We start from the raw sequence: 18985 nt of genomic DNA on the forward strand, positions 1-18985 counted from the left end.
GATAGGTGGGCGGCTGTGGACGCCGCGTCCGTGTCTTCCGGAGCCGGCGGCTTCCGACCAAAGCCGGTCGATGAGATCACCTGCCGCGAGCGTCTTATAATGATAACGCTCGCGATCGAATCGCTCCGAAGTAGACTTTCCAAAGGCATGGAAACACCCTGATAAGTTCGCGATGATTATATCTAATCGCAAGGTCGCCGAGGCCCGCCATCATTATACCAGCTTGCGGCGGCGCGCCTCAAGCGTCGCTTCGGCACGCCGAGTGATGTTCAGCTTCGAATAAATGACTTTGATGTAGCTGGCCACAGTCTGCTCTTTCAAAGCCAGACGCTCTGCCGTTTCACGCGCAGTGAAGCCGCGGCCAAGCCAAGCAAGCACCTCGATTTCACGCGGAGTTAGTATCTCCCGTGGTGTTTCCAGCGGCGGTATATCTGAACGGAAATGAGTAAGGATGCGTTGCGCAATCGACGGCGAGAGCGCCGGCTGACCTCGGATAATCGCGCGCAGGCTGGCAGTGAGCTCCTGGTCGTTTGCGTCTTTCAGGACGTACCCGCCAGCCCCTGCACCAAGGGCGCCGAACAGATGGGCATCGTCATCATAAACCGTCGTGACGATCGCAATCGTTCGCGGGAAGCAGCGTGCGATTTCGGCAATCAGTTCGATGCCCGAGCCATCCGGCAGACCCAAGTCTATCAGTCCGAGATCGAATCCGGCCGCGCTTTCGTGCAGCGCCGCGCGCGCTGCACGTAGAGTGCCCACCTCTGTCACCGCGATCTCAGGAAAGCCGCTGCGGACGCATGCGCTCAGCCAGGCGCGAACAGTGGGCTGATCCTCTACAACAATCGCTGAGGTTGGGGTCATCGTCACCAGACCATGCTGCCTGATTTCGGGGCACAGCGCACCCCGCAATTTAGGGTATCGAAACCCCTTCTTGATGTGCAGAGGGAGATGATGGGGGAAAGACGGGATCCATGGTGGACAGCGGCGAGGGTGATCGTCCCGATCCTCGTCGCGGCGGGTGTTTTAGCTGTTGCGACGCCTTGGCAGCCTGGTTTCCGCGATTTCGTATTTATCACCCAACTGGCGAGCGGCGGCATCGGGATGGTGTTTGCCGCATGGATGCTGCGTTCGGCGGAAAGTCCTTGGGCGGCCCGCTGCTATCTGTTGGCTGGTGTCGGCTACTATCTTTCGGCCACAGATTGGGTCGCCGCAATTTTACCGCGTGAAGCCGAGGCGTTCGGCATGATAGTTATGATGTCGGGATTGCTGCTTTTCTACGCAGCCTTGGCTACCCTCTTCTTGCGTTATCCCGGCGCGCTGCTCTCGCGGCGCAGCGCTGGCATGATTGCGGCCGCAGAAGTCTTGCTTGCTGGATTGACGCTCGTCCTAACGCTTGGCGGGAACGACAGCATGTTCGACCTCGCGGCTGCCATCGCCATCATCGCAATCGTCGTGTTGGTGGGTAAGCAAACCATAGTGGGCCGGCGCGACGCCCGCGTGCGACTGCGCATGAGCTGTTTGGCATTCGTCGTTTTGATCGGAGCCTCGTTGCATCTTCTGCTCGACGTCTTCGGTGCCCGGTTGTTCGAGGCAACTCCGCTGGCACTGATGGCGACCCCCATCAATACCCTGATCTTCATCGGCCTCGGGCTCGCTATCGGGCCGATCGAGCCATTTGCCGCAGGAGGCTGGGCCGCGCGATTGATGGTCGCGACTGCACTTTCTATCGCTCTGCTGCTGGCGACTGCACTTCTCTTTCTTGCGACCGGCAGCATTGGCCTCGCCTTACCGCTCGGACTGGCGAGCGTTGTCACTGCCTGGACACCGTTTCGGATCGCCGCCGCCCGTCGCGCCGAACGTCAACGATCCTGGCAGGCTCGCCAGATACTCGAACACGCCGCTGGTTTGGCTTTTGCGGTTTCGCAGGAAGCGGTCGAGGTTCGCTGGCAAGAAGCGCTCAGGTCGTTGTTCGATCCTACAGAGATCGGTTCTGTCAGCGAGGAGGTCCAAGCCTTGGAGTGCGCCGAGGGTGGCGTCGCGTTGCGTCTTCCCGGAAGTGGGTCTCTGCCCCCTGTCGTTTGCCGACATGCCGATCAGGGCCGCCGACTGTTCACTGTCGAAGATACAGTCACGGCTGGCAATCTCATGCACTTGCTTGAGCAGCTGATCGCTGGGCGCGACAATTATGTGCGGGGCAGGGACGAGGAGCGCGAACGTATCGCGCGTGATCTCCACGATGACGTCAGCGGGCTACTCGTGACGAGCCTTCTACGCGACAAACCGGATGCGATGCGCAATGACGTGCGGGGCGCCCTGCTCGAAATACGCGGTATCGTACGTGGGGCATCAGCTCATAACCGGTTGCTCGCGGGCCTGATTGCCGAGCTTCGCCACGAGGCGGCAACGCGGCTGGAAGCGGCACAAATCAGGCTAGACTGGATAGCGGAGGCGATCCCAGATGAAACGGTAACATCCGCTCAATACCGCCACCTTCTCTCAATTGTGAGGGAGAGCGTCACCAATGTGCTGCGCCACGCAAGTGCTGCTCACGTTAGGGTAGAGGTGAAAGTCGCTGACGGCTGGCTGTCGCTGATGCTTGCCGATGACGGAGAGGGCGCGAGTTTGAGTACCCCTGCCGGCAACGGCTTGGTCAACTGCCGCCGTCGTGCCGAGCAAATCGGCGGAACCTTTGGCCCGATCGATGTGACGACTGGTTTCGCGGTGCTTGTAAAAGTACCGCTCAACGATCGCGATCCCGGATTGGGACACCCCCCTGATCAGGGGTTCTGACGGGCCAGACCGTTACGTATTCCCCGATCAAGCATCAACAGGGGAAAATATAGTCATGTGCATTCGTTCGTACATCAGCGCGTTCATGGTCCTCGCAACTGCCAGTCCGGCCGCTGCTGCCGTTACGTTTCAAATGGCGGGAGACAGCCACGCGACCACTCGTGGTGAAATGCCCCAAGCCGTCGCGGCCGCTACCGCCTTTGATATAGCAGCGCCCGGGCTGACGTTCGTCGATTTCGAGTCCCCAGCTCCCGCCGGGTTCGCCTGGAGCAGTGGCTCCATCACCAGCGTAACCCCAGTTGCAGGCTGCGCTCACCGTTGCGGCTTCAATACGACCTTGGGCGGTGGCAACTATCTCCACTTTGGTAGCGGCCTTATCACGTTCACGTTCGATACGCCCATCAATACCTTCGGCGCACTCCTGACGGGGTTGCAGAACACGCTTGTCGGTGGGCCAGTGCAGTTGAGCTTCAATGACGGATCGGCTCAGTTCATCGATCTGCCGGGAGTGGAGGGCGGCGGCGGCGCCTTCGTCGGTTTTACCACGTCGGGTGCAGTGACAAGCCTGTCCTTCTATACCCGCAGCGACATCGTTGGTTTCGACGATGTGCGGTTTGGGATGGTGGGGCAGACAAGTGCTGTCCCTGAGCCAGCGACCTGGGCGATGATGCTTGGTGGCTTCGGGGTGCTGGGCGGTGCCCTCCGTCGACGCGGCCGCCGCGTTTTGATCCGCCAGCCGTTAGCAACGACCCTCAGCGTCAATGAGCTTGTCGGCTAATAGCGGACTGATCGCAACCGGCCAAGTTTCTGACCTGTCGGAATGCCGGCCGGGCCGACGTTGAGCGGCGGCTCCTGAAAAGATCTGCCGTTCGGCATGCGCATGCGAACGGCAGAATCGTCCCAGTTGAGAACATTATGAGCGAGATGAACGAACGGCTACTTTTAGGATGTTCACTTGGCCATCTGAGAGTCCGACTTCAGGGCGATCGCGGTCAAAGGCTCATATTAGTGACCTTGCCGTTTGCAGCGGCACCTCTTGCGGCAATATGGGAACACTCAGACGCGCCTGCGTGCCTCGACCGCTAGACGCGACCGAGAACTCCCCTCCGACAGACGCTGCTCTTCGTGTGGCGTTCAGAAGCCCATTGCCTTTCGTTTGGTCCTCAACGATCCCGCGTCCATCGTCGCAGATCTCCACGATAAGGCGATCCTCGGTAACATGTACCCAGATCCGCGCCGATGTCGCATTGGCGTGGCGAATGATGTTGGTCACACATTCGCGAACAATCGACACAATCTGCCGGCCTGTCGAATAATCGAGTAACCAGTCCTCAGTCGTCGTGGCTGGGATCGGCCAATCCAGCGTAGTACCCGCCGTTTCCAATCGGCCCTGGCTTTCATGGCGGAGATTGGCGAGCATCGCCTCGAAGGATTGCGGCGCACCTGACAGGCCGGTGATGATTGTTCGGATATCAGCCATGGCGCTTCGCACATCTTCGTGCATCGCCTCGGCACTTGGGCGATGCAGGCTCGTCAAAAGGCGCGCGCTTACATCGTCGTGCAAATCGCGCGCAATTCTTCCCCGCTCCTCGGTTACCCCGCGTAAGTAGGCATCCCGTGCATCGAGCAATCGACGGACGAGCTCGGAGAACTGCCGGGCGGTCTCGAAGTCGCTCCCTTTGAAGACACGCGTGCCCCCACCGGGGAAGCGCAGCAGCAAGCCGTCATCCGCCATTGGCGAAGGGAAATAGAAGGCGCTTCCGTTGTCCAGGATTCGCGGCTCATCACCGGAAAATGTGATCGCGCCAGTCTCGAGCGGCTCAAACATCGCTTTGGCGGCTTCATGCCATGCCTGACGAGCCAGTTGCGCTGTCGGTGCGAGCGCCATATCCCCGGCAAATTGCAGCAGGTCGCGCGCCTGTCCGTCGCGTAGACGCTCTGCGCGCCGAAGCAACCACTCACGCATCGGCAAATAGAGTGTGATTCCCGCCATCGCAGAGAGGAACAGCGCGAGATCGCGTTGCTGCGTGACCGTGGCCAGGAGAACTGCATCAACGATGAGGAGGAAGAGAATGGCACATGCGGAAAGGAGCAGACTAAGCGCCCAGCGCCCCAGCGCGAACAGTCTGGCCCTGATAATCGCGATGCCGAGGCCCAGATATAGCATCAGCAGCAAGGGCGCAGTCATGTCCGGGGACACGAGTGGCGTTCCACCATTGAACTGACCCGCCAGAGATAGAACGAGAAACAGGATGACCGATACGGCGGTGCCGATTGTGATCGGCATCAGCGCAGAACGTGTTTCCGGATCACGGCGGGCATGCCAGGTCTGCAGCGCGAGCAGCACGATGATCGCGATGCTCTCGAGACCTGCGGAAAGAATGGCGACATCGACCGCATTTGGGAAAAGATCGAAAGCGACATCGAGGGCAATCGCGACACTCACGATCGCAAGCATCCAAAGCCAGAACGGGCTCACCAGCGGCCGTGGAAACCGGGCGAACAAAGCAACGAGGCTCCCTGCGCAGACCACGCCGGAAAGATAGTTCGCGATCAGCATGATCTGATCGAGGGTTCCGCTGAAACCGAGCCCCGAACTGATGTTCAGCGCAATTGTCGCGCATCCAACAAAGAGGCCGGTTCCACTCAGGGCGAACATGATCGGTGCCCAGGCACGCGGACGGAGGATCCACACCCAGAGGCCAGTCAGGGCGGCAATCGCGCCAGCCGTGAGGGACAGCCAGAAACCGGTGGTCAAATCGGAAAAATTTCGCTGCCGCGCGACTGCTTCGAGCCGCTGATTTCCGGCCTCAACGGCAACAGGCCCGGCAGCGACTATGCTTGCCAGCCGATCCCGTGCCGCCCAGTAGAGCTGGTTCTCGGCACGACTGCCGCGCGGCTCAGCAACGCCGGGCAAGAGCGCGGCTGGAATGCGGACCACCTCGCCGCTCACCGTTGAGCGGAACGTCACCACAGACTCGCCCGCCACAGTGATGCGCTTTGCGGCGTCAAAGATACTGATTGTGCCGTTCGCGCCCATCTCGGCGTCGACCGAGACGAGCGGAACACGAAGCATCAGCACGACCGTGCCCAGCGCCAGCCCCAGAATAGCGAAGGCAAAGAACCGAAGCAGCAATTGGGGTCGGTCAAATGCTGATAATGCCGCTAGCTTCAAGCCGGGTCCCGACGCTCCCGGCAAGGATCCAATCATAGATGTCAGTCCCCCACCGCGACAGCATAGCGGTCAGGTCATGAAACGCTAGAGCTCGCCCTTCAGGCGCGTCATCAGCATGGTCTCAACTCCTTGGAGAGCGGCCTCGACGTCCCTCTCCCAGACCGCCTGGTCGACATGAATGTCATATTTGCGTTTCTTGGACGAGCCGCCACCCAGCAACATGCCCAGCGCATTGCCGAAGGTCTCGGACGTCTTGTCGCCGCCCGTCCGCGCATCAGTCATGGCCGTGATTGCATCGGTGTCGATTAGCAACGGCGCCTGAACTTCGAACCGCATCCGGTTTTGCATGTCCGTGACGCCCGGCTTCGCCTGCGGCGTCATCAGCCAAAGCTGCGTCGCGATCGGTCGGATTGCGATACCAGCCTCCGCTGACGTCTTCGCCTTGCTGCGCAGCATCCGGAAGGGAGATCGCTTATTGTTGTTCGTCAGGCTGGCGAAATCGACGACCGCGCGAAAGCCAAGCACTGCCGCGCCCGATTCCTCCATCAATGCCTGCTCGCGCGGCGGCAGCATCGCAGTGCTGAACCCGCCGAAGGACCCAGCCCCGGTATAAGCGATGTCTTGAGTGGGGAGAAAATAGAAGGTCATCCCTGAAGGAGCAAAAAACAGCGAGTTGACGCCCTCGTGACCGTCGATCTTGCTGCCGCTCGGTTTTCCGCCATCCTGGAGCTTGGCGAAATTGGCGTAACCGCGCGCTTGCCGCGCATCGACGACATCTAGGCCGGCCGCTGCGAGATCGCTCAAAAGTCTGGCATAAAGCCGATCCGTGATTGCCTGCATCTGATCGGACGTCGGCCCAACCAGTTTGACCATCATCTTGGACGAGGCGTTCCCTGCGACAGCACTCGTGTCGCTATCCACGACGAACTGGACCTGAAAGAAGGGAATGATGACCTTTTTGATACCCTTGGCGGACCCTGGCTTGTTCACCCAGACCAGCGCCCCTGCATCGCCGGCATGATCAGCGGTGGGAGCGAATGACACCGGCTCCGCGATCTTGGGATATTTCTCGGCTTGCGCGACGACGCCGCAGAAAAGCAATGCCGCGCTCGCCGCACCTTTCAAGATTGCACGTCTCATAAACCCCCACTCCGTTTGCCGGTCTGTTCTAGGGAGAAGGCTCGCGCCTGTGCTCCCCTCGTTCAGGGGGAGAACCACGCAATTTTTATCAAGCAAGGGATTAGACGAGACCGCGCCTGACGGCTTCCACCGCCGCCTCAGCGCGCGTCCCGATGTCTAGCTTGCGATAGATGGTCTTGAGATAGCCTTGAACAGTCGTAGCACTCAGGCTCAACGTATCAGCAGCCTCCGAGATCTTGAAACCGCGTCCGATCAGGCGGAGCACGTCGGTCTCGCGGGCGGTCAACTGCACCGGCTCAGACTGACTGCGCACGAAACGCGCATGGCTTCGAAAATGCGTAAGAATGCGGGCGGCCATCGCCGGCGATATCGGGCTTTCGCCTCGTTCCACCATCGCTTGCAGACGATGGATGATATCAGCTGGCTCATGGTCTTTCAGCAGATAGCCATGTGCGCCGGCGGCCATGGCTGCCAGAAGATGCTCATCGTCATCATAGAGCGTTGTAACCACAGCTTGCGCCGCGGGGTTACGTGCCAGAAGTTCGCGAATGAAATCAACGCCCGAACCATCCGGTAAGCCCAAATCCACGAGGCAGAGAACCCGACCATTCTTCGGTGGCTGCGCGCCTAACCAACGACGCGCGACCGCAAGACTGCCTGCTGAGGCGACGGGTACTGCCGGATAGGCCGTTGCAAGCAGCGCAATAAGCCATTCGCGCGTCGCGACTACATCCTCAAGAACGAAGATCGATCGGATCTGTGTTTGTGCGCTGATCGTTGTTCCCCTTGCCGCCACGATAGGATGATTTAGTCACCTCAGACACCCCCGAAACGAGGGGATATCAACTCTCAGTCGGTACGCGCCTCGCGTATCAACCAATCATATGACACAAATTGAGACAGTAACCGCCCACCCCTCGTTCGGGGGGATGTGCCGCAACTGCCCGCCCTTTAGCGCAGCCGTAACACCGCGCATGATCTCGCATACGAGCACCGGATCGTGCGTCATTTTTATGAGGGAGCAGGGGAAGAGTATGACGAAGTTCGCGATGCTGCTGGGCGCAGCCCTAATGATAGTGCCGGGAACGGCTCAGGCGGCGGTGACAGTAACTGATTATGCGTTCACGAACGAGTTTGTGCTCGGCGCGTATCCGACCCTGAGCGGCACTTTCTCGATCTCGCATGACAGCGACAGTGGCGTCTACGCGCTCACGGCTCTGCATTACGTCATCGAAGGCTTCACGCATGATTTGTCGAACAGCAGCCTCTGGTCGTATGTTGATCCCGACGACGGCGATCATGTTGTAATATACGGAAACAAGAACGGGCAAAGCGTCGTATATCATACGACTGATTTTGATTTCATGTTCGGTGTTACATCCGGCGCGGTGAGTACCGTCTATTCGACGCCCACCTCTTATGTCATCCCGGCAGGGAATACGGTTCTAACTCGGGTGGAGGCGCCTCCGGTTCCCGAGCCAGCAACCTGGGCGATGATGATCGCAGGCTTCGGCATTGTCGGCGCATTTCAACGTAGCCAAAAGCGCGCAATTGCTATGAACATGCGTCTCGCATTCTGAGCGCAGACTGAAGTTTAACGAGGCGACCCGAGGGGCTCTGCTTGAGCCCAGACTGCAGCCCGCCCCTCTCGCGGGGCGGGCTTTTTTTTCCTCCAATCGTCATCCTCCCGACGGTGATAAGGCCATCAGTTACAGGGAGAAAGCCATCTCGGCACTGCCGATCGGATTAACGAGCGGCAGCTTTCAGCAACCTGATTTGGCGCCGCGAATGACCGCAATCGGGGCGGGAGTCGTCCGTGCTCGACGGAATTCACGCCCAATTACTTTATCGAATAGGGACGCAAATTTCTGCTAGTCTGGCGGCCATGCGACCTGCCTTGGGCAGAGATTTATTCTCAGCTCGCCAACTCCCTAAGAAATATGCTGGTGCAAAAGAGGGAAAATCGATGCCATACTATAAGTTTGAACTGGTCGGCGGTGAGCGCCATGAGCGCAACGCTTATGCTGAGCAGTATGATCTGCGCCCGTCAGATTATACCGGCCAGGCGGTTGTTTTTTACAAAGAGCACCCTGCAACCTTGGAGCAATTACGAAGAAGCCATAGCTCGACCGCAAGTGGCTTCACGGTCAAGATTACGAAGATTTCAAAGGCGATTTTCGAGGGTTGATAGAAGGCGATTAGCGCTGGCTGCAGGGGCGGAAGCACACTGGCAGCTGATCGCCCAAGACCCGCAAGGGCCGAATGGGGGTAGAATGAGTCTAGGGCCTTTTCTCAATACGCTCGATCTGATCACGGGCAATCTGGTCGAAAGTATTCTCAAAGCGATACTTCGCGCCATGGGCGTGGACGCTACTATCTCCGGCGGCAGTAGGCGCTCGGTCGATCAGCGCATCGCACGGTTAGACGAAGCAAAGGCCGCTTTGAGTGAAAGCCTTGAAGCGATAGATGAATTGCGGGCCGACGCTGAGGCGGCACGCGTCGAACATGCCACCGTTGTGCACGCACTCAACACTGCGCTGTCTAACAAGGACGACGCTCAGCAGAAGCTTGAATCGATCCGCCGCATAATTGCGCAGGACGTGAGTGCTTTCCAAGAGATAGCCGGCGTCCCGGACATTCGCAGAGAGCGTACAATCGGCTTCCTCAGCGGAATCTGCGCGTCGATCGTGGCGACGGCGATCTGGGTTTGGGCCCCTAAGGTGTGGCCCCTCATAGTCCGGCTCTTCGGCTGAAGAGGACGCTACCAGGCCAGATTAACGAACATCCGCTTGCAGGGGATGGTTTCAGGCTGTCCAACGGCCGCAAGGTCGGCGGTCTGCAACCTAGGCGCTTGGGCAAACCGAGCGGCAGGTTTCGGCATGAGCTGACGTTCGCATTGCCGGCCAGGAACGACCGGGTCTGGTCGCCTGCTGCCGGAAGGTCGTGGGACAAACCCGTCATTCAGCGCCGCGCCCTTGAACGTCCGGTTAAGGCGATAGCTGCCGTTCGCTTGGCTGCGAAAGCACTCTCTGTTACATCTGAACTTGCGGATGATCGCGACAGACAGCTTATGTTCGCATGATTTGACTCCGGCCGCAGACTAGATATGTAGCGCTACATCGCTTACCTCTCGTCGTACCACCGGCGATTGGGGGTCGTGTGGAGATCGGAGAGGTGCATGATGACTTTCAGTGCTAATGGGATTGGAAATGCCCATGATGACGCAGTTGCATGGATCGCCGACAACGACTTGCTGTGGTTCGCAAGAAAAAACCCCGATCATCCGGCGCCGCGACCTCAAACTGCGGAGGCTCTCGCAGGACAAGCCTCGCGTAACCGAGATCCTCTAAGCCAATCCGGGCTGGCTTACGCCAAAAGCTATCAAAGTACTGACGTGTCTGCGGCATCCGCGTTTAATCCTCGGGTCCGCGCATCCACAACCAGCTTCACGTGGGCGCCGGGCTATGACCCGCGCTGCCCTGGCTCCCGGTGCCTGCCGCTCTCTCTCCAGGCAGGCACCGGGTATCTTGCGGCTGTTGGGTGGGCCACAGCTTTCAGTCGAACCCTCATAAGTATCGAGTATCATGACCATCGATCGCGCCTCGTCTAACGATCCCCTGTCCCTTTCGCCGCAAGACCGCGTGTGGGTGGAGCGGACGCGCGACAGTCTGAGTGTCGAGCAGAAGATCTCCCAACTTTTCATTCTCTCTTCCCGGCAGGATACGCTGGAAGAGGTGGATTGGCTGGCCGGCTTTGCGCCGGGCGGCGTTCACCGGTTTCCGACGCATGACCTCGAAGCGGCCTGGGTGGCGACGCGCGCGCATTTGGATCGCTCGGACGTGCCGCTGATCCTTTCCGGCGATATCGAAGGCGGGATGCTGAGCGCACCCTTTGCGACGCAAATCCCCAACCAGATGGGCATCGCGGCCTGCAATGATCTCGATCTCACCGAGCGGCTCGCGCGTGTCGTGGGAAGAGAGAGCCAGGCGCTCGGCTACAATTGGTCATTCACCCCGGTCGTCGACATCAATCAGGCGTTCCGCAACGCCGTGGTCGGTACGCGGTCCTACGGGGCCGATCCGGAGCGGATCATCAATCACGCTTCGACCTATATCCGGGTCTTGCAATCGGAAGGCCTAGCGGCCTGCGCCAAGCACTGGCCGGGCGACGGGATCGATGATCGCGATCAGCATCTGAGCACTTCCGTCAACGCTCTGTCGCTGGACGCCTGGGAACAAAGCTTCGGCCGTATCTTCCGCGCGATGATCGAAGCCGGGGTGATGACGATCATGTCCGGGCACATCGCCCTGCCGTCCTATGTACGTGCGCGGTATCCGGATAGTGGGCGGGATGCGTTTACGCCCGCCGCCGTGTCGCGCCTGCTCAATCAGGATCTGCTGCGCGACGAGCTTGGCTTTCGCGGCCTCATCGTCTCGGATGCGACAGTGATGGGCGGGCTGACCAGCTGGATGGACCGCGCGACGGCTGTTCCGGCGGTGATCGAGAATGGCTGCGACGTGTTCCTGTTCAGCCGTGAGCCTCGCGCGGACATGGACCATATGCTCAGAGGCCTGCGGGAAGGGCGCCTCTCGGCGCAGCGGCTGGAGGAGGCTGTCACGCGCATGCTGACCCTAAAAGCGGCGCTCGGCCTGCACCGCGCTGCGCCCGAAGACCGTTTGCCGCCGCTCGACGCGCTGAAAGCGAAGCTTGCCGACGATGATCACCGTAAAACCGCGCGGCAGGCTGCCGGCAAGAGCATCACGCTGGTCAAGGACAGTCAGGCTTTGCTGCCGCTTGATGTCCAGCGCCACCGACGCATCGTCGTGATCGCCGATGAAGGCTGGAATTTCGTCTCGGGCGCAGCACCCCGCAGCTTCGATCCGCTGCTCGAGGCGTTGAAGGCCACGGGGCATGATCTTCGCTTTTACGACCCGGAAAACCTGCCGACCCGTGACGATTGCGATCTGCTGCTCTATCTCGTTGGGCAGGAGGCGACGCCGGCGATCAGCCACATCTACCTCGACTTCACCAAGCTGCATGGCGGCTCGCGCCTCGCCATGGTGCAGTTCAATCGTGAAATTCCGACGCTGCTCGTATCGTTCGGGCAGCCTTATTATCTCTACGACGCGCCGAATATGTCGACCTGTATCAACGCGTATAGCGCATTGCCCGTCGTTCAGGAGGAACTGGCTCTGCGCCTCTTCGGTCAGCAGCCCTTTGTGGGGGATAGTCCGGTCGATCCTTTCTGCGGCATGGAGCAGTTGCGGTGGTAAACGGGAACGGCTCTCTACGTGCTGCCCAGCGCGTTGCGCTGTCCCAGATGATCGGCGGCAATAAATGACGACCGGCGGCACCTCCAACATGCGGTACATACCCGGTGGCGTCTTCACCATGGGATCGGAGCGATTCTATCCAGAGGAACGGCCCGTGCGGCAGGTCCGTGTCGACGGCTTCTGGATGGATGAAACGCCAGTGACCAATCGCGCCTTCGCCGAGTTCGTCAAGGCCACGGGCCACCGGACTTTGGCGGAGATCGCGCCTGATCCTGCCGATTATCCCGGTATGCCGGCCGAACTCGCCCGGCCGGGCTCCCTCTTGTTCATGCCAACGAGCGGCCCGGTCGATCTCCGAGATTTCCGCGAGTGGTGGCAGTTCAGCTTCGGCACGGATTGGCGGCACCCGCACGGACCGGACAGCGCGCTCGACGGCCTGTGGGACCATCCGGTCGTCCACATCGCCTATGAGGACGCGCAGGCTTATGCCGATTGGGCGGGCAAGGCCCTGCCGACGGAAGCCGAGTGGGAATATGCGGCACGCGGCGGGTCTGAGGGCCTGGACTATGCCTGGGGCGAGGAACTGGCGCCAGACGGTCGTGTCCTGGCCAATTACTGGCAGGGCGAGTTCCCGCACCAGAACCTCATGACCGACGGATATCTCCGCACGTCCCCTCTCGGTACTTATCCGCCCAACGACTATGGCCTCTTCGACATGATCGGCAATGTCTGGGAATGGACGGTCGATTGGTACGCCTTGCCCAAGGCCGAAACGAAGCCTGCCGGTGCCTGCTGCGTGCCATCCAACCCACGCGGTGGCACGGAACGGGATAGCGTCGATCCCTGTACGCCGCATGTGCCGATCGGCCGCAAGGTTTTGAAGGGCGGCTCGCATCTTTGCGCGCCCAATTACTGCCAGCGCTACCGGCCGGCAGCACGCCATCCGCAGTCGGTGGACAGTTCGACCAGCCATATCGGCTTCCGTTGCATCATCAGGGACAACAAGGAGGACATGCCGTCATGACCCGCTCCCGCATCGCCTTGCGCGCCGCCGCTTTCTCGGCCGGCATCCTGCTGACCACAGCAGCCTGGGCCGGTCAGCCCACCCCGACTGCTGGCGCGCCCGCTGCACCGCAGACGGTTGCTCACCCCGGCAAGCCGATGAACATCGTCTTCGTGTTGGTCGATGACCTCCGCTACGATGCGATGGGGTTTCTCAAGCCGGGCCTCAACACCCCCAATATCGATCGGCTGGCCAAGGAAGGGGTCTATTTCCCGAACGCCGTCGTCACCTCCTCGCTCTGTTCGCCGAGCCGGGCCACGATCCTGACCGGTCAGAGCACGCGCAATCACGGCGTGGTGGACAATCATGATTCATCGGAAGAGCATCTGACCTTCTTCCCCGCCTATCTCCAGCAGGCGGGCTACCAGACCGGCTTTTTCGGCAAATGGCACATGGGCGCGGATACGGATGCGCCCCGGCCTGGATTCAATCGCTGGGTGAGCTTCAAGGGGCAGGGGACCTACTTCCCCACGGACCTGCTGTCGCCCGCACGGATCGCCGCCGGCGAGCGCCAGATGCTGAATGTGGACGGCAAGCCTGTCCAGCAGAAGGGCTACATCACCGACGAACTGACCGACTATGCGATGACGTGGCTGGAGAAGGACCGGGACAAGAGCAAACCTTTCTTCCTGTATCTCAGCCACAAGGCGGTGCATTCCGATCCGGTGCCGCCTGACCGGTACAAAAACCAATATGCCGACCTGAAGATCGACCTGCCCGCGAGCATGGCTGACACGCCGGAGAACAATGCCGGCAAGCCGATGTGGGTGCGCAATCAGCGCAACAGTTGGCATGGCGCGGACTTCCCCTATCACACCGACCGCTCGATGGTGGAGCAGGTGCGCGATTACTATCGCACGCTCAGTCCGGTGGATGAGAGTCTCGGCCGAATCATGGCCTATCTGAAGAAGAACGGCCTCGATAAAAATACGATGGTCGTCTTCTATTCCGACAATGGTTTCCTGATCGGCGAGCATGGTCTGATCGACAAGCGCAATGCCTATGAGCCGTCCGTGCGCGTGCCGATGATCGTCTGGGCGCCGGGCACTCTGCCCAAGGGCGCCACCAATCCCGCGGTCGTCCGCAATCTCGATCTCGCGCCGACATTCCTCGATGTCGCGCATCTCGGCAAGCCGGCGCAGATGGAAGGCAAGAGCTTCCTGCCGCTGGCCGAAGGCAAGGTCGATGAAAAGACGTGGGCGGCCGGCGACTTCGTGTATGAATATTACTGGGAGTGGAGCTTCCCGCAGACGCCGACCACCTTTGCCATCCAGCGCGACCGCGTGAAGTACATCCAGTATCATGGCGTCTGGGATCTTGAGGAATTGTACGACCTCAAGTCCGACCCCGACGAACAGCATAACCTCATCAACGATCCCGCCTGGCTCGAAACCAAGATTACGTTGCGCAAGGCGCTCTTCGAGCAGCTTGCGAATAATCAGGGCCAGCATGTGGTGCCGTTCTCGGAGAAGACCAGCGCGGGCCTCGTCAGCCGCAAGATCGGGGGAACGAGAGCCGCTGATTTCCCGGAAGAGTGGTACATCGAGCCCAACCTGCCATCCAAGATGAACGGCCTGTTCCCGGATAGTGAGGCGAAGGTGAAAGCCGATGCCGAAAAGAAGTTCTACCGGCCCTAAAGCCCCTGCGGCTTCTTTCGGAGAGTCACGATGACGATAGCACCCGATGCTCCGATGGAGCCTGTCCGCCCCGTTTCGGGCGGCTTCATTGCGGTGTATGTGCTCGCCCAGTTCGGCATCTGGGTCGCCCTACTGACCCCGGTGGTCCTGACCATCGCGCTGCGGGTCGGTGAAATCGCGACCGAGGCGGAGAAGGGGCAGTGGCTCGGCATCATCCTCGCGACCGGTGCTTTCGTGGCGCTCGTCTCTGCGCCTGTTTGCGGCGCATTGTCGGACCGGACCCGAAGCCGCTTTGGCCGTCGGCGGCCCTGGCTGGTCGGCGGGCTAGCTGTCAGTGCTGTGGGCCTGACCATCTTGGGGACCGCGCCCAATCTTTTGCTGCTGGGCTTGGGTTGGGTGATCTGCCAGGCCGGTTTCAACGCGATGCAGGCCGCCTGCCTACCCATTCTGCCGGATGTCGTCCCGTTCCGCTTGCAGGGCCGCGTCGCCGGGATGCTCGGGATGACCTCGACCGCAGCCACGTTCGCCGGGAGCTGGATCACCCAGTTCACGCAGACCTCCACATTGCTGATGTTCCTCGCACCGTTCGGCATCACGGTGATCGGCGTCCTCGCGCTCGTTCTGATCCTGCCTGACCGGGCAGCGCCTGCGGACGAAGGGGCTCGCACGAACCTCGCGGAAATACCGCGCGCGCTGATCAAGCCGTTCCTCGATCGCGATTTCAGTTGGGCGTTCGTCAGCCGTTTTCTCATCATGATGGCCTGGTCGTTCCTGCTGACCTACCAGTTGTTTTTTCTCACAGATCAGCTGTCGCTCGAACGTTCCGACGCCACACAGGTGATGGTTCGGTCGATGGCCATTATCGCCGTCGCGACCATCAGCATTTCGATCGTCGGCGGATTTGTTGCGGACTGGTCGGGGCGTCGCAAGCCCTTCGTCGCTCTGGCTGCGATCATTGAGGCGACAGGGTTTCTTCTCGTGGCACTGGCACCGTCGGTCCCGCAGTTTCTCGTCGGCGTTGCTGTCGCTGGGCTGGGGAAGGGGCTCTACTTCGCCGTGGACCTTGCTCTGCTCGCGGCCATTCTTCCGAACAAGGAGGAGCGCGCGAAGGACATGGGGGTCTTCCAGATTGCAAACTCGCTGCCTCAGTCGCTGGCGCCGGCGCTTGCCCCAATCATTCTCGTGCTGGGCAGTGCTGACGGTGAGAATTATGCCGCTGTCTTCATTGCAGGCACGGTTTTCGCTCTGCTTGGCGCCGTGGCGATCGCGCCGATCAGACGATCGCGATAAGCGCTTCAATCGCGGACTGTTTCCTCGTTCTTGGCTGTTACTGATCGGCTGGCATTGAGCCGACGGAACGTCGCGGCGAAGAGCGCCCGGATGAGATTGTCAGCACAGTGACATGCCGAAGAATGTCACCGATGGCGGCCTCGGAGAAGCCGAACATTCCGACGCTCGCGAGGATGAATCGCACCAGTTGACGGCGCTTACGGCCAACTATATGTAGCGCTAAATTTCGCGTCTACCCGAGATCAATAAGGGGAGGAGTTTCTTATGATCCGCCATTTCAGAATCGTCGCGCTGTGCAGTATCAGCGCTCTCGCCGCCGCTCTGCCGCACGCCGCTATGGCGCAGGTCGCCCAAGCATCCACGGCGCCCCAAGCCGATGATACCGCAGACGTCGGCGACATCGTGGTCACGGCAGCGCTTCGCGAGCAGACGCTTCAGGAAGTCCCGGTCGCCGTTTCCGTGGTGTCCGGCGCGCAGCTCGATGCGATCGGCGCGTCGTCTATCGAGTCGGTCGCCAATGCCTCTCCGTCGCTGACGTTCACGAAGGGCAGCAACCAGTCCAACAGCTCGCTCAGCATTCGCGGCATCGGGACGACCGTGTTCTCGGCAGCGACTGAGCCGGCCGTCTCCGTTATCGTCGACGACGTACCGATGGCCCGGTCCGGTCAGGGATTCCAGGACCTCATCGACGTTCAGCGCGTCGAGGTTCTGCGCGGTCCTCAATCCACCCTGTTCGGCAAGAACGCGTCCGCCGGCCTCGTCTCGGTCACGACCAAGGCACCGGGTCGCACGCTCACGGGCGACTTCGACGCGACGTATGCCGAAGGCGGCGAGCTGCAGCTGCGCGGCTCGATTTCCGGCCCGGTCAGTGAGACGTTGGGCTTCAGCCTCAGCGGTTTCTTCAAGGATTATGACGGCTTCGTCGAGAACGTCTCCGGCGTTGGTGACAGCAAGCTCTCGGGCTATCATGTCTGGGGAACGCGCGGGAAACTCCGCTTCGAGCCCACGAACGATCTCGAAATCACGGTGATCGGCGACTATAGCAAGGGCAGTGATACGACCGTCCCGACCCTGCGCGAGCTTGGCACGGTGGCTTATGCCAATGCCGTGGCCCCCGTCATCCCCTCTGCCGAGAACCGTCAGGTCAACCTGAACTCGGACAATACCAATGACAGTGAGCAGTGGGGCATTTCCGCGCGCATCAAGGCCCGCTTGACCGACAATTTCGAACTGGTCTCGATCAGCGCAATCAGGAAGTGGGATTTCACCGGTCGCGGCGACACGGACTACACGTCGCTGACCGCCCCTGTTGCGGGCGTTAACCTGTGGGACGTCAACAGCGGCACCACCTCTTTGCAGCAACTGACGCAGGAAATCCGCCTGGTCTCGGGCGATCTCGGCGGCTTTGACGTGCTTGTGGGCGCCTTTGCCTCCAAGGTGGACATCGACACGACCTTCCAGCGTCGTCAGGTCTTTCTGGCCGGCCCGCGCAGCGGGCAGTTCTCGGGCAGCACCTCCAGCTCGAATATCGCGGCGTTTATCAGCACGAACATCGATCTGACAGAGAACACACAGTTGTTCGGCGGCCTGCGGGTGTTGCGCGAGACGCTCGACTGGAGCGCGGACCGTGATCCTGCGGACGTGCTGGTTCCTGGTGACTTGCCGCTTACAGGGGCGACCGGCACGGCGGCCAATTTCTCGAACTCCACCAGCGACACAGCGGTGGTGGGTAAGATCGGCGTCCGCCAGAGTCTGGGCGACCTCGGCAATGTCTATGCCAGTTATGCACGCGGTTACAAAGGCAAGGGCTTCAACCTGATCTTTGCGACCCAGCCGACAGACCAGCCGGTCAATCCTGAGCTGTCAGACGCGTTCGAGGTCGGCGCGAAGGTTCAGACGCTGGACCGCAAGCTTTCGCTCAATGCTGCGTTGTTCTACACCAAGTATCGCGGTTATCAGTCCCAGGCGCGCCTGCCGGGAGATATCTCCTTCTACCTGCTGAACGCGGGCACCGTTTCGACGCGCGGCATCGAGGTCGAGGCGACCGTGAAGCCCACGCGGCTGCTCGACATTTCGCTCGGCGGCACCTGGGCGGATGCGCGCATCGACGAGTTCCCGATCGGCCCCTGCTATGTGGGCCAGACAGCGGCGCTGGGCTGCGTCGGTGGATCGCAGAACCTGAGCGGCGGCGCGCTCCCCAATGCGCCGGATTTCCGCGGCACCTTCTACGTGCGCCAGACCGTGCCTTTCGGCGACAGCATGCCGTTCGATGGGTTCATCCAGTCGAACGTCGTGTACCAGACCAAGGTGCAGTACAGCCTCGATCAGGACCCCAAGACCATTCAGGACGGCTATGCCGTCGTGAACGCGGCTCTGGGCCTGGAAAGCAAGGACGGCGCTTATTCGGTGTCGGTCTTCGTGAAGAACCTGTTCGACAAGAACTTCACCGGCAATCTCTTCAACTCCACCTTCAATGGCGGCAGAGTCTATCAGCAGGTTCTGCGTGATGGCGAGCGTTACTTCGGCGTGCGGGCTGCTGTGCATTTCTGATGCACTGAGGCTCGTAAGCCTCGCTTGAAAATGATCGGGAAGGGCGGTGAAGATGTTCACCGCCCCT

The 18985-nt window shown here is 60.6% G+C and carries 14 protein-coding genes; 10 read left to right on the forward strand and 4 right to left on the reverse strand.

All coding sequences use genetic code 11. From position 1 onward, the window contains the following. Positions 1-213 precede the first annotated feature (213 nt). Positions 214-861: a response regulator transcription factor gene (locus M2343_RS00905; RefSeq protein ID WP_264577459.1), complete on the reverse strand. Its 648-nt coding sequence runs from the start codon at positions 859-861 to the stop codon at positions 214-216. Positions 862-990: 129 nt separating this feature from the next. Between M2343_RS00905 and M2343_RS00910 the strand changes: the two genes are divergently transcribed. Continuing rightward, a complete protein-coding gene (locus M2343_RS00910; RefSeq protein ID WP_264575241.1) occupies positions 991-2790 on the forward strand; it encodes an ATP-binding protein in 1800 nt (599 codons plus the stop codon). Between the two features lie 55 nt (positions 2791-2845). Then, complete coding sequence (locus tag M2343_RS00915) at positions 2846-3568, forward strand: PEPxxWA-CTERM sorting domain-containing protein (RefSeq protein ID WP_264575242.1); 723 nt, start codon at positions 2846-2848, stop codon at positions 3566-3568. A gap of 222 nt (positions 3569-3790) precedes the next feature. On the opposite strand, the gene M2343_RS00920 is transcribed toward M2343_RS00915, so the two are convergent. The 3 genes from M2343_RS00920 to M2343_RS00930 form a co-directional block, all read right to left on the reverse strand. Beyond that, positions 3791-5965 (reverse strand): sensor histidine kinase, encoded by a 2175-nt coding sequence (locus M2343_RS00920; RefSeq protein WP_264575243.1) that lies wholly within the window; start codon positions 5963-5965, stop codon positions 3791-3793. Positions 5966-6049: 84 nt separating this feature from the next. Continuing rightward, positions 6050-7105, reverse strand: coding sequence for a hypothetical protein (locus M2343_RS00925; RefSeq protein WP_264603851.1), 1056 nt, complete (start codon positions 7103-7105; stop codon positions 6050-6052). 100 nt (positions 7106-7205) lie between these two features. Next, a complete protein-coding gene (locus M2343_RS00930; RefSeq protein WP_264575245.1) occupies positions 7206-7901 on the reverse strand; it encodes a response regulator in 696 nt (231 codons plus the stop codon). Between the two features lie 238 nt (positions 7902-8139). Here M2343_RS00930 and M2343_RS00935 point away from each other — a divergent pair, with 238 nt between their 5' ends. The 8 genes from M2343_RS00935 to M2343_RS00970 all read left to right on the forward strand — a co-directional run bounded on the left by M2343_RS00935 (position 8140) and on the right by M2343_RS00970 (position 18918). Continuing rightward, positions 8140-8685, forward strand: a complete 546-nt coding sequence (locus tag M2343_RS00935) for a PEPxxWA-CTERM sorting domain-containing protein (RefSeq protein WP_264575246.1) — start codon at positions 8140-8142, stop codon at positions 8683-8685. A gap of 236 nt (positions 8686-8921) precedes the next feature. Beyond that, positions 8922-9293, forward strand: coding sequence for a hypothetical protein (locus M2343_RS00940; protein WP_264575247.1), 372 nt, complete (start codon positions 8922-8924; stop codon positions 9291-9293). Positions 9294-9378: 85 nt separating this feature from the next. After that, on the forward strand, positions 9379-9858 hold the full coding sequence (locus M2343_RS00945; RefSeq protein ID WP_264575248.1) for a hypothetical protein: 480 nt from the start codon (positions 9379-9381) through the stop codon (positions 9856-9858). Positions 9859-10689: 831 nt separating this feature from the next. Then, the gene (locus tag M2343_RS00950) at positions 10690-12378 is read left to right on the forward strand and encodes a glycoside hydrolase family 3 protein (protein ID WP_264575249.1); all 1689 of its coding nucleotides are present in this window, start codon (positions 10690-10692) and stop codon (positions 12376-12378) included. An 88-nt stretch (positions 12379-12466) separates the two neighbouring features. After that, entirely contained in the window at positions 12467-13402 is a 936-nt protein-coding gene (locus tag M2343_RS00955; protein WP_264577460.1) for a formylglycine-generating enzyme family protein, read from the forward strand. Then, positions 13399-15078: a sulfatase gene (locus M2343_RS00960; RefSeq protein ID WP_264575250.1), complete on the forward strand. Its 1680-nt coding sequence runs from the start codon at positions 13399-13401 to the stop codon at positions 15076-15078. Before M2343_RS00955 ends, M2343_RS00960 begins: the two co-directional genes overlap by 4 nt. A gap of 30 nt (positions 15079-15108) precedes the next feature. Then, positions 15109-16368 carry an MFS transporter gene (locus M2343_RS00965; RefSeq protein ID WP_264575251.1) on the forward strand — a complete coding sequence of 420 codons (1260 nt, stop codon included), beginning with the start codon at positions 15109-15111 and terminating at the stop codon, positions 16366-16368. Positions 16369-16632: 264 nt separating this feature from the next. Beyond that, positions 16633-18918 (forward strand): TonB-dependent receptor, encoded by a 2286-nt coding sequence (locus tag M2343_RS00970; RefSeq protein ID WP_264575252.1) that lies wholly within the window; start codon positions 16633-16635, stop codon positions 18916-18918. The last annotated feature ends 67 nt before the right edge of the window (positions 18919-18985 follow it).

Source organism: Sphingobium sp. B8D3B (genome assembly GCF_025961875.1).
Taxonomy (GTDB): Bacteria; Pseudomonadota; Alphaproteobacteria; order Sphingomonadales; family Sphingomonadaceae; genus Sphingobium.